Below are 13,460 nucleotides of genomic sequence, written 5' to 3'. Positions count from 1 at the left end.
GTTGACGATCATCGTGTGGGTGACCCTCCGGTCTGCGGTGAGGACGGTCGCAGGACGGTCAGCACGTGCGCGGGAGCCTCGCCCGGCGACAGACGCACATAATTGGTCCTGCCCCAGTGGTAGGTGACACCGGTGAGCTCATCACGCACCGGCACCGACTCGTGCCAGTCCAGGCCGAGCCGCGGCATGTCCAACGACACCGTCGCCTCCTGGGTGTGGTGCGGATCGAGGTTCGCCACCACCACAACCGTGTTCGAACCCGAACGCTTGGAGTAGACGATCACCTCGTCGTTGTCCGCGTGATGGAAGTGCAGGTCCCGCAACTGCCGCAGCGCCGGACTGGCCCGGCGGATCGCATTCAGGCGCGTGATCAACGGCGCGATGGTGCGTCCCTCACGTTCGGCCGCCTCCCAGTCCCGGGGCCGCAACTGGTACTTCTCGGAGTCCAGATACTCCTCACTGCCCTCCCGCAGCGGCACGTTCTCACACAGCTCGTAACCCGAGTACACCCCCCACGCCGGCGACAGCGTCGCCGCCAGCACCGCCCGCACCTCGAACGCCGCACGCCCCCCACCCTGCAGATACGCATGCAGGATGTCCGGCGTGTTCACAAAGAAGTTCGGCCGCATGTACGACGCCGAATCCCCCGACAACTCCGACAGATACTCCGTCAGCTCCCCCTTCGTGTTCCGCCACGTGAAATACGTGTACGACTGCTGGAACCCCACCTGCGCCAGCGTCCGCATCATCGCCGGCCGCGTGAACGCCTCCGCCAGGAAGATCACATCCGGATCCCGCCGATTGACCTCCCCCAGCACCCGCTCCCAGAACACCACCGGCTTGGTATGCGGATTGTCCACCCGGAAAATCCGCACCCCATGCCCCATCCAGAACCGAAGGACCCGCAACGTCTCCGCCACCAGCCCCTCCATGTCCCCATCGAAGAACACCGGATAGATGTCCTGATACCTCTTCGGCGGATTCTCCGCATACGCGATCGACCCGTCCGCCCGATGCCGGAACCACTCCGGATGCTTCCCCACCCACGGATGATCCGGCGAACACTGCAACGCGAAATCCAGCGCCACCTCCAACCCCAACGACCGCGCCCGCCCCACGAACCACACAAAATCCTCGACCGACCCCAGATCCGGATGCACCGCATCGTGACCGCCCTCCGGCGACCCGATCGCCCACGGCACCCCCACATCCCCCGCACCCGCCGACACACTGTTGTTCCGCCCCTTGCGAAACGTCGACCCGATCGGATGCACCGGCGGCAGATACACCACGTCGAAACCCATCCCCGCGATTACCGGCAACCGCCGCGCCGCCGAACGAAACGTCCCGTGCGGCCGCTCCACCGTCCCCTCCGACCGCGGAAAGAACTCGTACCAGGAACCGAACAACGCCCGCTCCCGCTCCACCACCACCCCCCGCACATCCGAACACGACACCCCCTCACGCACCGGAAACCGCCCCAACACCCCACCCACCTCAGGCGTCAACGCACCCGCAAGACGGGCGACGGGCGGGCGGGACTCGTCGCGCAGGGCGCGGACGGCATCGCGGACCACCTCCCGCCGCGGTCCCTCCGGAACGCCTTCGGCGGCCCGTTCGTACAACTCCGCGCCTTCCTCCAGGACCAGTTCGGTGTCGATGCGCAACGGCACCTTGATCCGTGCGTGCTGCCGCCAGGTGGTGATCGGATCACCCCACGCCTCGACGACGTAGGTCCAGTTGCCGACCGACGAGGGAGTGACCTCGGCGCCCCAGCGATCGCTGCCGGGTTCGAGTTCGCGCATCGGCGTCCACGGTCCGGGTCGGCCCTCCGGGTCCCTCAAAACGACATTGGCTCCGATCGCACCATGGCCCTCGGCGAAGACCGTGGCGGTGACCTGGAAGGTCTCCCCCTCGACCGCTTTGGCCGGGCGCCGCCCGCCGTCCACGGCGGGGCGGACGTCCACGATCGGAATGCGTCCGAGCACGGGTCCGGCGCCTCCGGTGGCGGGAGGCACACCGCCACGGCGCACGGCCTGCCCTTCCATGGACTTCGCCTCCTCCGCCGTCATCGAGCCCCGGTGGACACCGGCCCTCCGGTCCTCGGGTCGCAGTCGGCCTTCCGGCCTTCGGTCCTCCGCCGCGTACGGCGGCCCCCTACGCGTTCGCCGACGGTGCGGCCCAGACATCTCGTACGGGTCGCGCACGGGGCTCACGGGCGCTCAGATACAGCTCGGCGGCGTCGACGGCCTCGCGCGCGCAGCGCTTGCCCATCAGCACGCACAGCGTGTAGCCCGTGTCCTCGAAGCTGCCACGTACCGACCGGTTGTCGGGGGACGCGAGCATCAGGCGTTCCCACGCCCGGTACCGCTCGAGATGCCTGGCGACCTCGTCTCTGGCTGGCAGCAACATGGCACCGGTCACCTCCCAACCTCTTCGCCCGAGCACGGTTCCGGACGGTTCGCGGGGTCGCGGTCCGGAAAGGTGCGCGAAGGCCGTGCACGGAGTGGGGTTGGTCCGTTACGGCGATCGAGACCTTCACCCATGGTGCACGGTGGGCGACGCAGCGTCCTGTTCGGAATTGAACCACTTTGGGCCGGTGCGCTTCGTGTTGCACGAATGGAGTAGCGCTCGCACTCTGGGACTGACTCAGGAGCGATGAATGCTCACGCTTCGTGTTCGGGGCTCGGCCCGCAGGGACGAGCAGAAGCGCGAGCTTCACCGGTGAGGAGCCAACGACGATGAAGACCGCAGCACCCTACTACTACCACCTCGACGTGGAGATCAGCCCCGAGCGGATCGGGCAGGTCAGGCGCATCCTGGCCGCCCATCTCCGGTACTGGGACCTGGAGATGCTCGTCGAGCCCGTCTGCCGGTGCTCGGACGCGCTGTTGCGCACCATCGACGCGCACGCGGCCGACAAGAACACCACCATCGAGATGTGGTGGAACGGACATCACCTCATCACCGCGGTCCAGGACAGCGAGCGGGACATCCAGCCGCACTACGCGCCGAGCGGCTGCCTGGCGCAGATCGCGGCGCTGAGCAACGGCTGGGGATGCTGCGCGACCGATGCCGGGGGCAAAATCATCTGGTTCTCGCAGCGGGCGCGATCCGGCGATCACGCCCTGCTCGTACCCGTGGCTCCTTCGCCGAGCCTGCGGGAGACACGTCCGCTGCCCCGTGCGCTCCCCCTCACGGCGGACGCCGCCGCGAGGGAGCGGGAGGTGGTGTCGGCCGAGTGGGCCGAGCCGGCCACCGCCCTCGTCTGACGCCGTTCTCGGGTGGGGCCGGCCCCACCCGAGAACGACCGAGTTCGGGAGCCCCACCGCTATGGCGGTGCCCGCGCCGCACGGCGCGGGCACCGCCTTTCGTCCATGCGCAGGACGGGCCGGAACAGCCACCTGACAGTCGCCGCCGTCCGCAGGCGACGGGCAGTCGACGAGCTGCAGTCGCCGTCAGTTATGTCTCAGAAAAGGTCCGTTACCGGTTTCCGTGCGCTTCAGCGGGTGGGCACGCCTACGCGGGGCACGGCGGTCGCGAACAGCGCCGGAAACGGCCCGGCCGGGCGGCCGACCGATGAGGAGGCCTCCCATGCATCAGGCGGCGGCGTACCGGTGCAGCCGGTCCGTACACATTGATGAGCGTAGTTGTCGGTAAGCAGCTCGTGACCTGGTCGAAGCCGGGCGTTCTGCTGTCGGCCAACACCGTCGCGGCTCCGCTGTCATGGGCGACAGGATCGTCATATGCAGCCGATCTTCGTTCTCGTGCACAGTCCGTCCGTGGGCCCCTCGACCTGGCGCCCCGTGGCCGAGCACCTCACGGCGGCGGGACACCGGGTACTGGTGCCGTCCCTGCTGCACATCGGCGCCGGCGCTCCGCCGTTCTGGCCCCGCGTCGTCAGTGCGGTCCGCGACGAACTCCGGCAGGTCCCGGCCGACAGCCCCCTCACGTTGGTGGCACACAGCAATGCGGGCTTGTTCCTCCCGGCGATCCGCTCGGGCCTGGAGCATCCGGTGTCCTCCTCGATCTTCGTCGATGCCGCGCTGCCGGCCCGGATCGGACCGACCGCTGTCGCCTCACCCGAGGTGCTGGAGTTCCTCGACCTGATGGCCGTGGACGGCAGGCTGCCACGCTGGACCGACTGGTGGGACGAGGCCGACGTCGCACCCATGTTCTCCGATCCGACGATGCGACGGACCGTCATCGAGGAGCAGCCCACCCTGCCACTGTCCTACTACCGGCAGCGCGTCCCGGTCCCCGACGGCTGGGACGACCATCCGTGCTCCTACTTGCTGTTCGGACCTCCGTATGACGACCCTGCCGCCGAAGCGCGTGAACGCGGCTGGCGCGTGGCGCACCTGCCCGGCGCACACCTGCATCAGATCGTCGATCCCGCCGGCACAGCCCGGCACCTCGTCGAATTCGCCACCACGACGTGATCCGCCACCGATCCACGCGCTGCCGGCAAGGTGCGTGCGCAGGCCGACGGGCAGGTCCGTGAGGCGCCCTCTTCGGAGTGAATGCGCTGCTCCGTCCCGCCCCGCGACAGCGGGGTTCGTGCGCCGATCACGTTCGTGCCGGGACCGTGTACTTGATCGCTTTCAGGTCGGGAGACCGGGATGGTTGCGTCGCGGACGGAGTTGTCAGGTGCGATCCGGCGGGTCATGCGGTCACTGGCTGTCGGCCGGCGGCATACGGACAACCGCGGTCCCTCCGTCCAGATCCACCGTCGTTCGGTTCGGTGGCGCCCCGTCCTCCTCGTCGTCGCGCATCAGGAGTGCCGATTGGCGCTCCTTCAGCTCGGTCTGCTTGCCCGGCGAAAGGCTCGCGTGCAATTGCTCGAACCCGGTCGCCGAAATCTGGCCTTGCCGTGCTCCGTTCCGCCACGGCAAAAGGCCGGCCCTGCCCAGACGCAGCAGAAACTGATCAACGAAGGCCGGCACGGTCAGCAGGATGACAAGCCCGGGCAAGGTCATGAAGGCGAGGGATGCCATGTCCTCAGTATCCGGGCGAGTCCGGTCCTCGCGCCGCTCCTCGATATTGAGGGTCGGGGCCGTCGGCCGGCACTTAGGATCAGCCCGTGATCGCTGACGTGCAGTGTGTGGTGCTGGACTGTTCCGAACCGACGGAACTCGCCGAGTTCTACCGGGCGCTGCTCGGTGGGGCTGTCAACCAGGAGGATCGGCGATGGGCCCTGGGCGACGGCTGGGCGACCCTGCACACGCCGTCCGGACTCGTCCTCGCCTTTCAGCGGGTAGCCGACTATGTGCCGCCGCGGTGGCCCGACCCGACCCGTCCTCAGCAGTTCCATCTGGATCTCGGTGTCGCGGACCTGGACCGAGCGCAGGAACAAGCGCTGGCCTCGGGGGCGACGGTGCTGGACGGCGGTTCCGGCGGGCGGAGCTGGCGTGTCTGTGCCGATCCGGCAGGGCATCCGTTCTGCCTGGTGCGGCACTGAGGACGGGGAACGGTCCGCGGTCCCGCCACCGAACGATCAGGAGCCGAGCCGGATGGGGTGGGCGGCGGCCTTCACGGTGCCGACGTGGACATACCCGGGTTTGTCATGGCGGACGGCCACGGGCACCGATCTCCCAAGCGCCCCTCGGTCGGATTTCCGCGAGCCGAAGCGTTCGACGTCCTGATCCTTAGGACCAAGTCCCGACCATCCCGTGACCACTCGATGACACCCCGACATCCAGGTCATGTCATGGGCTCAAGTCTGCGTCATACAAGGCGAGTTGGTGTTCCGGCGTCACATGGTGCGCCACACTTCCTTCCATACGCGGCGCCACGGGGCGGGAGCTGGGATGGCCGAGTGGAGACCGGTCCTGGCCGCGGTGGCGGGGGCGCTGCTGCTGGCCGGGTGCACCAGTGGGACGGGCGGGGATTCCCGATCCGAAGCCACGACCGGGGCGGCGCGAAGCGCGAGCGGAGAGGCCGGTCCAGGCCCTTCGTCCTCGGCGTCCGCGGCCGCCGAGGCCCACGCACCCTGCGCCGCTGCGCCGCTGCGCCCCGGCGGCGGCCCCGCTCACCGTCCTGGCCGCCGCCCCCGAACTCCCCCACCACCGGCGCCCCGATCACCGGTGGCGGCAGCTGGATCACGAACAAGCAGAGCGGTTACTGCCTCGGCCGCTCCCCGGCCGGCTGGGAGTTCGACAACGCGCTGACGACACCGGCCCATTGGCACTACGGCCGAGCCGTCACCGGACTCGACATGTGCGGTCGGGCGATGCCCGGTTCCATGGCCGCCCCGGTGCGCACGGTGAGCGACTCCTGCTCCGACGCGACCAAGGACACGCGGGCGGCAGCACCGGCACGTCCGTGCGTGAACCGGCGCCTCGCCGCGCGACCCGCGCTCAACCCCCGGCCGGGAAAGGAACTTTGGCCGACGGGTCGAGAACCGGTCGACCGTGCCGTTGCGCTTGCATCACTCTGTCGCCGGTCCCCTTCGTGAGTCGAGTGCGACAGGTCATCGGACCCGGCCGACTTCTCCGACGTGCGCCGTACGATCGGCCGCTTGCCCACGACTCACGCTTGCCGAGTCGGTCGACTCGAGATCGTGGACCTCTGCTCGTCGCCCCGCGCGCCGCCTCGCCTCAGTGGGGCAGGAGTTGCTGGCCGCCGTCGATGTCGTACGTCGCGCCGGTCAGCGCGTCGTTGCACATGATGTGTACGGCGAGTGCGGCAACATCGGCCGGGCCGACGACCCGTCGGATGGGCAGGGTGGCGCGCAGCTCCTCGCGGCGGGCCTCGAGCCGATCGCCCAGGAGCGCCTCCGACAGCGGAGTGTCGACGAATCCGGCGGCTATGAGGTTCACCCGGATCGGCGCCAGTTCCAGCGCCAGGTCGGCGACAAGGGCGGGCAGCGCAGCGGTGAGGGCGGACACGACCGCCATGCCGACGGCGGGGCGCCGGGCGCCGGTGCCGCCCATGAACACCAGCGTTCCTCCGGCCCTGACCTTGTCACGGCTGCAGAGGGCGACCCCGAGTGTCATGGCGAGGCGCCGGCTGAAGTCGCCGCGGGCGGCGGCGAGGTCCATCTCCGCCAAGGGCATGTACGTGGGGCCGCTGCCGGTGACCATCACATGGTCGATCGGCCCGGGCAGGTCCTGGAAGAACCGCTCCAGGCGGTCGGTGTCGGTGACGTCGAACGCCGCCGTACCGACGGGCTCCAGCTCGCCTGCGGCTCGTTCCAGCTTCTCGGGGTCACGGCCGACCAGGATCACCCGGCCGCCGTCCGCGCGCACCTGACGGGCGGTCTCCAGGCCGATGCCCGCGGAGCCGCCGATCACCACGACGGTCTGGTCGGCCAGTCCGGGTCGGCGCCGGTTTCCGGGAACGCCGGACGCGGCCGTCACGCCGCATCGCCGCCGAACACGGTCGCGTCGCCCTGGTGGTCCCGTCCGCTGCCCGCCATCCGTACCTCCGGGTATCGGTCCCTCGTCCATCGTCGCGCCTCGGGCCGCTGATCGCCCGCCGGCCGGACACGGCTCTCGTCCCGCCGTCCCCGACGGCGACGTCGGTGCAGCCCTTCCCGCCGCCCGGACTGCAGGGTCCAGGGTCGGAAGTCCGGGCACTTCCGCCCGATCGCAGCCGCATCCGCCCCGGCGGTGGAAGGATCGCCCTGTCGAACCGAGGAGGGGTCCCAGGTGCCGTCCGCCGAGCTGAAGCACACCTTCCACATCGCCGCGCCGCCAACGGCAGTCTTCGCGCATCTTGCCGAACCGTCGCACTACATCGGGCTGTCGCCGCTCCTGGTCGCCGTCCGCGATGTGCGCCGCGACGACGGCACCGTGCACTACACGGCCGTGGAACGCTTCCGGTTCCTGGGCCTCCTGCGGCACGACAACGTCATCGGCGTCACACTGGTCGCCGCTCCGGAAGGTCTCCCGGAGTCCGCGGAGATCTCCGGTGAGGTCCGCAGCCCCGGCCGGGTCCGGATGGGCTACCGCTTCGCCATCGACCGCCATGGCCCGGGCAGCGTCGTCACCGACACCCTGAGCCTGCAAACGCCCCCGGGTCTGCTGCGTTTCTCCCTCTCCCAGGCCGGAGCGGTCCAGCAGGCCCGGGCCCGTGTGCTGACGGAACGCCTGGCGCGACCCGTCTGACGGTCTCCCGGCTGGTCGCGTACGGCGGCCCCGCCCACGGGCCGGGCGTGAGACGTTCCGTCACTTGGGACCGCTCGCGGCGCAGGGGCACTCGCAGCACCGGTGCCGTCAACTCGGGCCTTTCGGCCGGGGGGTCGGGCCTGTCAGACTCCGGAGCGTGCCCGACTTCGACATGCTCGTCATTGGATCCGGCCCGGGTGGCCAGAAGGCCGCGATAGCCGCGGCCAAGCTCGGCCGCCGGGTCGCCGTCGTCGACCGCCCCGACATGGTCGGCGGAGTCTCCATCCACACGGGGACCATTCCCTCCAAGACCCTGCGCGAGGCCGTCCTCTACCTCACCGGCCTGACCCAGCGCGATATGTACGGACAGAGTTACCGCCTCAAGGAGGACATCACCGTCGCCGACCTGATCACGCGCACCCGTCATGTGGTGAGCCGCGAGGTCGACGTCATCCGCAACCAGCTCGCCCGCAACCATGTGTCCCTGTTCGCCGGTACCGGCCGGTTCGCGGACCCGCACACCGTCTCCCTCCTCGAACTGAACGGCAACGAGAAGCTGTTGAGTGCCGAGCACATCGTGATCGCCACCGGAACCCGGCCCGCCCGGCCGGCGAGCGTCGAGTTCGACGGTCAGTCGATCATGGACTCCGACAATGTTCTCGACCTGGAACGGGTGCCCCGTTCGATGGTCATCGTCGGGGCCGGGGTGATCGGCATGGAGTACGCCTCCATGTTCGCCGCCCTGGGCAGCAAGGTCACCGTCGTCGAGAAGCGGCCGGGAATGCTCGACTTCTGCGACGTCGAGGTGATCGAGTCGCTGAAGTACCACCTGCGGGACCTGGCGGTCACCTTCCGTTTCGGCGAGACCGTCGCGGCCGTCGAGCGGCACCCCAAGGGCACCCTGACCATCCTGGAAAGCGGCAAGAAGATACCTGCCGACGCCGTGATGTACTCGGCGGGACGGCAGGGGCTCACCGACGAACTCGACCTGGACAAGGCGGGCCTCACCGCCGACGCGCGTGGCCGCATCAAGGTCGACGAGCACTACCGCACCGAAGTGCCGCACATCTACGCCGTCGGCGATGTGATCGGCTTCCCGGCGCTGGCCGCCACCTCCATGGAGCAGGGCCGTATGGCGGCGTACCACGCCTGCGGCGAGCCGGTGCACGGGATGTTCGACCTCCAGCCCATCGGCATCTACACCATCCCGGAGATCAGTTTCATCGGCCGGACCGAGGACCAGCTGACCGAGGACTGCGTGCCCTTCGAGGTCGGCATCTCCCGCTACCGGGAGCTGGCCCGCGGGCAGATCATCGGTGACTCGCACGGCATGCTGAAGCTGCTGGTGTCCCCGGAGGACCGGACCCTGCTCGGGGTCCACTGCTTCGGCACCGGGGCCACCGAGCTGATTCACATCGGCCAGGCCGTGATGGGATGCGGCGGTACGGTCGACTATCTCGTCGACGCGGTCTTCAACTATCCGACACTCGCGGAGTCGTACAAGGTCGCCGCGCTGGACGCGACCAACAAGATCCGGCAGATCGACCGGCTCAAGGACTGAACCGTCGGTCATGACGGTCCTGCGTACCCGGCCGGCACATGCGGTGGCCGGGCACGCAGGATCGCAGGGCGGAGTATCCGACACGCCGGGCGCCCGGCGTCTTCACGCTCCCGAGGGGTGCTCGCGTGGACAGCACCCCCTCCGGTCGTCGAGACTCGGCGGATGGCCAAGTACTTCGACGTTCACCCCGACAACCCCCAGCCCCGCACGATCGGCCAGGTCGCCGACAGCATCCGTGACGGCGCGCTCGTGGTCTATCCGACGGACTCCTGCTTCGCGCTGGGCTGCCGCCTGGGCAGTCGTGACGGCATCGACCGTATCCGGGCCATCCGCCATCTCGACGACCGGCACCACTTCACGCTCGTGTGCCGGGACTTCGCGCAGCTGGGCCAGTTCGTGCACGTCGACAAGGACGTGTTCCGAGTGATCAAGGCGTCGACACCGGGCAGTTACACGTTCATCCTCCCTGCCACGCGCGAGGTGCCGCGCAAGCTGCTCCACCCGAAGAAGAAGACGGTCGGCGTCCGCATCCCCGATCACGTGGTGGCACAGGCGCTGCTGGCCGAACTCGGCGAGCCGCTGCTGTCCAGCACACTGCTCCTGCCGGGCGAGGAGGAGCCGATGACGCAGGGCTGGGAGATCAAGGAGCAGCTCGACCACGTCGTGGACGCGGTCGTCGACTCCGGCGACTGCGGCACCGAGCCGACCACCGTCGTCGACTTCTCCAGCGGTGAACCCGAGATCGTGCGCAAGGGCGCGGGCGACACATCGCGGTTCGAGTGAGGGGCGGGCGGCGCCGGTGCCCCATGGATTCGCGCCGGGCCGCCGCCGAGCGCGGTGACTGCGTCACGGTGTCAGGCCGCCGGGCCCGTCGGCGGCCTGACCGCCCCGGTGCGCCGTTCGGTGGGCACCCGGACGACTGGACCGGCGCCCGTCGGCAGGCGCAGGCTGAGAAGGGGGACGCTCGACGCGGGTCACCCGGTTCGGAGGGCCCGCAGTCAAGGCTCTCGGCGCGCGCCCTCGAGTCTCCCGGCCGCGCCGCACCTCTGCGCACGGAAGTGATCACGATGGAAGCCAAGCAGTGGACCGTGCAGATCTACATCACCGAGGACGGCGACGACACCCATGCGCGTGCCGTGCTCAGCACCCAGGACACGTCGATCGTCACGGGCCGGGGCGCCGCCAGGCGCAATCCGATCGACCGGCCCATCCCGGAGATCGGCGACGAACTCGCCGCCAGCCGCGCGCTGGAGGATCTCGCCATCAGGCTGCACGACGTCGCCTCCGACGACATCGTGGAACTGGCGGGCCACGTCACGCCGTGACCGCGTACCGGGCATCGACCCGGCGCGCGCACGGTGACGCGAAGGGGCGTGCGGGCCCGCGGGGGCCGTGCACAGCCCGTGCCCTTCAGTCCGGGAGCGGCACCCGGCGGGTCTCGCCCGGCTCGACGCGCAGCGGCCGGCCGGGCAGCCCGATGTCGATGGAGGTGCGGTCGGACGGCGGCACCGCGATCTCGAGCCCGCCGCAGTCCACCCGCATCCGCACGCCCCAGTGGCTGCGGTAGCGCACGGAGAAGCCGAACGACGACAGCTCCGGCAGCGGCACGGGGTCGAGCAGAAGTACTCCGCCGCGGGACTCGAGACCGGTGAGTCCGCGCTGGACGAGGTCGAGGGTGCCCGCCATGGCTCCGAGGTGGATGCCCTCCCCCGTGGTTCCGCCCTGCACATCGGCGACGTCGCCGAGCAGCGCCTCCTGGCAGCACGACCATGCGTCGGCGCGCCGGGCCCGGGCGAGGACCCAGCCGTGGACCAGGCCGCTGAGGGTGGATCCGTGACTTGTGCGGGCCAGGTAGTAGTCGACGGTGCGCCGCCAGATGTCCTCGTCGAGCCGGTGGCCCAGCCGGGCGAACAGCTCCTGGAGCTCGGCAGGTCCGAACAGGTAGCCGAGCATCAGCACATCGGCCTGCTTGGACGCCTGGTAGCGGTTGGCGCTGTCGCCCTCCGCCTCCAGGATCCGGTCCAGGCGGCGGATGTCGCCGTACCGCTTGCGGTAGCCGTCCCAGTCGAGTTCCGCGAGATCCCCGTAGCCCTGGAACTGGCTGATGACGTCGTCGTGGAACGGCACATGGAGCGTGCGGGAGAGCTCCTCCCATCGGTCCGGTTCGCCGCTGTCCAGTCGGGCTCGCTCGACGAGTTCCCGCCGGCGGGGTTCGGGGAGCTCGCGCAGTACCTGCAGCGCGCGGGTGAGCACCCATGCGGCGGTGACGTTGGTGTACGTGTTGTCGTCGAGGCCAGGGGCGGGCGCGTCCGGGTAGGCGTCGTGGTACTCGTCGGGTCCGACGACGCCGCGGATGCGGTGCCGGCCGAGGCTCTCGTCGTAGGTCGCCGAGTCGGCCCAGAAGCGGGCGATCTCGAGCAGCATCTCGGCACCCTTGGTGTGCAGGAACTCGGCGTCGCCGCTCACCTCGCAGTACTGCCACACGTTGTACGCCACGGCCGAGCCGACGTGCCGCTGCAGCCGTGTGTGGTCGGGCAGCCAGCGCCCCGAGCGCGGGTTGAGGTGGACCTCCTGGGACTCCTCGCGTCCGTCGCTGCCGCTCTGCCACGGATAGAGCGCCCCACGACGGCCGAGGGCCCGTGCCGCGGCACGGGCCCGGTCCAGACGCCGGTGGCGGTAGCTCAGCAGGGCGCGGGACACCTCGGGAAAGTGCAGGTTGAGGTACGGGAGCACGAACAGCTCGTCCCAGAAGACGTGCCCGCGATACGCCTCACCGTGCAGTCCCCGCGCGGGCACGCCCACGTCCAGTTCCGCGGTGTGCGGCGAGAGCGTCTGCAGGACGTGGAAGAGGTGCAGTCGCAGCACCCGCCCGGCCTCCCCTGGCACGTCCAGGTCGGCACGGCGCCACAGCTGGTTCCAGGCGGTGAGATGGGTGGCGAGCAGTTCGTCGAAACCGGGGGCCGCGGTCACCCGGTCGATCGCGGCGTCCAGCGGGTCGCTGATGGCCGCGTCGCGCGAGGTGTGCAGGGCGACGGTCTTGTCGACGGTGACGGTCCGTCCGGGTGGCAGGTGCAGCCGGACGGACTGCACCGCGCGCGCGGCGGGGTGCCGCGTGGTGACGGGCGCGTCGACGGCCAGGCGGGCCGCCAGACCGATCCGGATGTCGGAGGTGCGGGTGCGGCAGCGCAGCCACGCCGTGTCCGGAGCCGCGGTGCCGGTGTGCACATGGACCAGATGGCAGCCGTCCAGGTCCTGGTAGCGCGGCACGCCCGCATTGGTGACGCCCCCGTCGAGTGCGGCCTCGACCTCCAGCTCGACGGCGGTACCTTCGGCCGTGAACTCGGTGCGCAGGGCGGCGAGATGGGGATCGGCCATGTGCACAACTCGCCACTGGCGTACCGACAACGTGCCCGGCGCGCCGTAGCCGTACCGGGTCCGGCGCTCCAGCAGGCCCGAGGACAGGTGCAGGGTCTGGTCGTGGCCCAGCACGGTTCCGCTGTCCGGCGTCAGCCACTGTTCCCCGGCCGGGCGGAACCGCAGCGGAAGCCAGTTGGGAAGGTTGACCAGGTCCTCGTTCGCGATCCGGCGTCCCACCACTTCCGAGGTGAGCCGGTCGTAGCAGCCGGCCACATAGGTTCCCGGGTAGTGCACATCGTCGGCGACGCATTCGGGCAGTGCCCCGCGCGTGGCGAAGTAGCCGTTGCCCAGTGTGCACAGGGACTCCCGCAGTCGTTCGTGCACAGGGTCATAACCCTCGTACTTCCAGGTCCAGCCGGTCACTGCGGGGT

At 69.9% G+C, this 13,460-nt stretch carries 12 protein-coding genes; 7 read left to right on the top strand and 5 right to left on the bottom strand.

From position 1 onward, the window contains the following. Nucleotides 1–8: 8 nt before the first annotated feature. Entirely contained in the window at nt 9–2,048 is a 2,040-nt protein-coding gene (locus tag ACSHXN_RS37310; protein ID WP_438306526.1) for a maltotransferase domain-containing protein, read from the bottom strand. Between the two features lie 109 nt (nt 2,049–2,157). Beyond that, nucleotides 2,158–2,412 carry a DUF5133 domain-containing protein gene (locus ACSHXN_RS37305; protein ID WP_355142548.1) on the bottom strand — a complete coding sequence of 85 codons (255 nt, stop codon included), beginning with the start codon at nt 2,410–2,412 and terminating at the stop codon, nt 2,158–2,160. Between the two features lie 329 nt (nt 2,413–2,741). Here ACSHXN_RS37305 and ACSHXN_RS37300 point away from each other — a divergent pair, with 329 nt between their 5' ends. Next, entirely contained in the window at nt 2,742–3,272 is a 531-nt protein-coding gene (locus tag ACSHXN_RS37300; protein ID WP_438305386.1) for a pep a2, read from the top strand. Nucleotides 3,273–3,746: 474 nt separating this feature from the next. Next, nucleotides 3,747–4,442, top strand: coding sequence for an alpha/beta hydrolase (locus tag ACSHXN_RS37295; RefSeq protein WP_438305384.1), 696 nt, complete (start codon nt 3,747–3,749; stop codon nt 4,440–4,442). Nucleotides 4,443–4,673: 231 nt separating this feature from the next. Here the strand turns inward: ACSHXN_RS37295 and ACSHXN_RS37290 are convergent, their stop codons facing one another. Further along, nucleotides 4,674–4,997, bottom strand: a complete 324-nt coding sequence (locus ACSHXN_RS37290; protein ID WP_356114441.1) for a DUF6191 domain-containing protein — start codon at nt 4,995–4,997, stop codon at nt 4,674–4,676. A gap of 86 nt (nt 4,998–5,083) precedes the next feature. Between ACSHXN_RS37290 and ACSHXN_RS37285 the strand changes: the two genes are divergently transcribed. Further along, nucleotides 5,084–5,461, top strand: a complete 378-nt coding sequence (locus tag ACSHXN_RS37285) for a VOC family protein (protein ID WP_355139594.1) — start codon at nt 5,084–5,086, stop codon at nt 5,459–5,461. A gap of 1,138 nt (nt 5,462–6,599) precedes the next feature. Here ACSHXN_RS37285 and ACSHXN_RS37280 read toward each other — a convergent pair. After that, nucleotides 6,600–7,361 (bottom strand): SDR family oxidoreductase, encoded by a 762-nt coding sequence (locus tag ACSHXN_RS37280; protein ID WP_355139596.1) that lies wholly within the window; start codon nt 7,359–7,361, stop codon nt 6,600–6,602. Nucleotides 7,362–7,652: 291 nt separating this feature from the next. On the opposite strand from ACSHXN_RS37280, the gene ACSHXN_RS37275 reads away from it, so the two are divergent. From ACSHXN_RS37275 to ACSHXN_RS37260, 4 genes are all read left to right on the top strand, one after another. Further along, on the top strand, nt 7,653–8,111 hold the full coding sequence (locus ACSHXN_RS37275; protein WP_438305381.1) for an SRPBCC family protein: 459 nt from the start codon (nt 7,653–7,655) through the stop codon (nt 8,109–8,111). Nucleotides 8,112–8,268: 157 nt separating this feature from the next. After that, on the top strand, nt 8,269–9,672 hold the full coding sequence (gene sthA / locus ACSHXN_RS37270; protein WP_438305379.1) for a Si-specific NAD(P)(+) transhydrogenase: 1,404 nt from the start codon (nt 8,269–8,271) through the stop codon (nt 9,670–9,672). A 162-nt stretch (nt 9,673–9,834) separates the two neighbouring features. Next, nucleotides 9,835–10,455, top strand: coding sequence for an L-threonylcarbamoyladenylate synthase (locus tag ACSHXN_RS37265; protein WP_059131903.1), 621 nt, complete (start codon nt 9,835–9,837; stop codon nt 10,453–10,455). Between the two features lie 284 nt (nt 10,456–10,739). After that, nucleotides 10,740–10,997 (top strand): DUF1876 domain-containing protein, encoded by a 258-nt coding sequence (locus tag ACSHXN_RS37260; RefSeq protein ID WP_355139602.1) that lies wholly within the window; start codon nt 10,740–10,742, stop codon nt 10,995–10,997. Nucleotides 10,998–11,082: 85 nt separating this feature from the next. Here the strand turns inward: ACSHXN_RS37260 and ACSHXN_RS37255 are convergent, their stop codons facing one another. Further along, the gene (locus tag ACSHXN_RS37255; RefSeq protein ID WP_438305376.1) at nt 11,083–13,452 is read right to left on the bottom strand and encodes a glycoside hydrolase family 65 protein; all 2,370 of its coding nucleotides are present in this window, start codon (nt 13,450–13,452) and stop codon (nt 11,083–11,085) included. Nucleotides 13,453–13,460 lie beyond the last annotated feature (8 nt).

Origin of the sequence: Streptomyces sp. HUAS TT11 (genome assembly GCF_051553595.1) — a bacterium.
Lineage (GTDB): Bacteria > Actinomycetota > Actinomycetes > Streptomycetales > Streptomycetaceae > Streptomyces.
Note: the sequence above shows the minus strand (reverse complement) of the source record. Positions and strands in the feature narration are given on the sequence as shown.

Bases quoted from the DNA above. Each gene is read 5' to 3' on its own strand.
- ACSHXN_RS37260 (WP_355139602.1), top strand. From the start codon at position 10,740: ATGGAAGCCAAGCAGTGGACCGTGCAGATCTACATCACCGAGGACGGC.
- ACSHXN_RS37290 (WP_356114441.1), bottom strand. From the start codon at position 4,997: ATGGCATCCCTCGCCTTCATGACCTTGCCCGGGCTTGTCATCCTGCTG.
- ACSHXN_RS37295 (WP_438305384.1), top strand. From the start codon at position 3,747: ATGCAGCCGATCTTCGTTCTCGTGCACAGTCCGTCCGTGGGCCCCTCG.
- ACSHXN_RS37310 (WP_438306526.1), bottom strand. From the start codon at position 2,048: ATGGAAGGGCAGGCCGTGCGCCGTGGCGGTGTGCCTCCCGCCACCGGA.
- ACSHXN_RS37265 (WP_059131903.1), top strand. From the start codon at position 9,835: ATGGCCAAGTACTTCGACGTTCACCCCGACAACCCCCAGCCCCGCACG.
- ACSHXN_RS37305 (WP_355142548.1), bottom strand. From the start codon at position 2,412: ATGTTGCTGCCAGCCAGAGACGAGGTCGCCAGGCATCTCGAGCGGTAC.
- ACSHXN_RS37300 (WP_438305386.1), top strand. From the start codon at position 2,742: ATGAAGACCGCAGCACCCTACTACTACCACCTCGACGTGGAGATCAGC.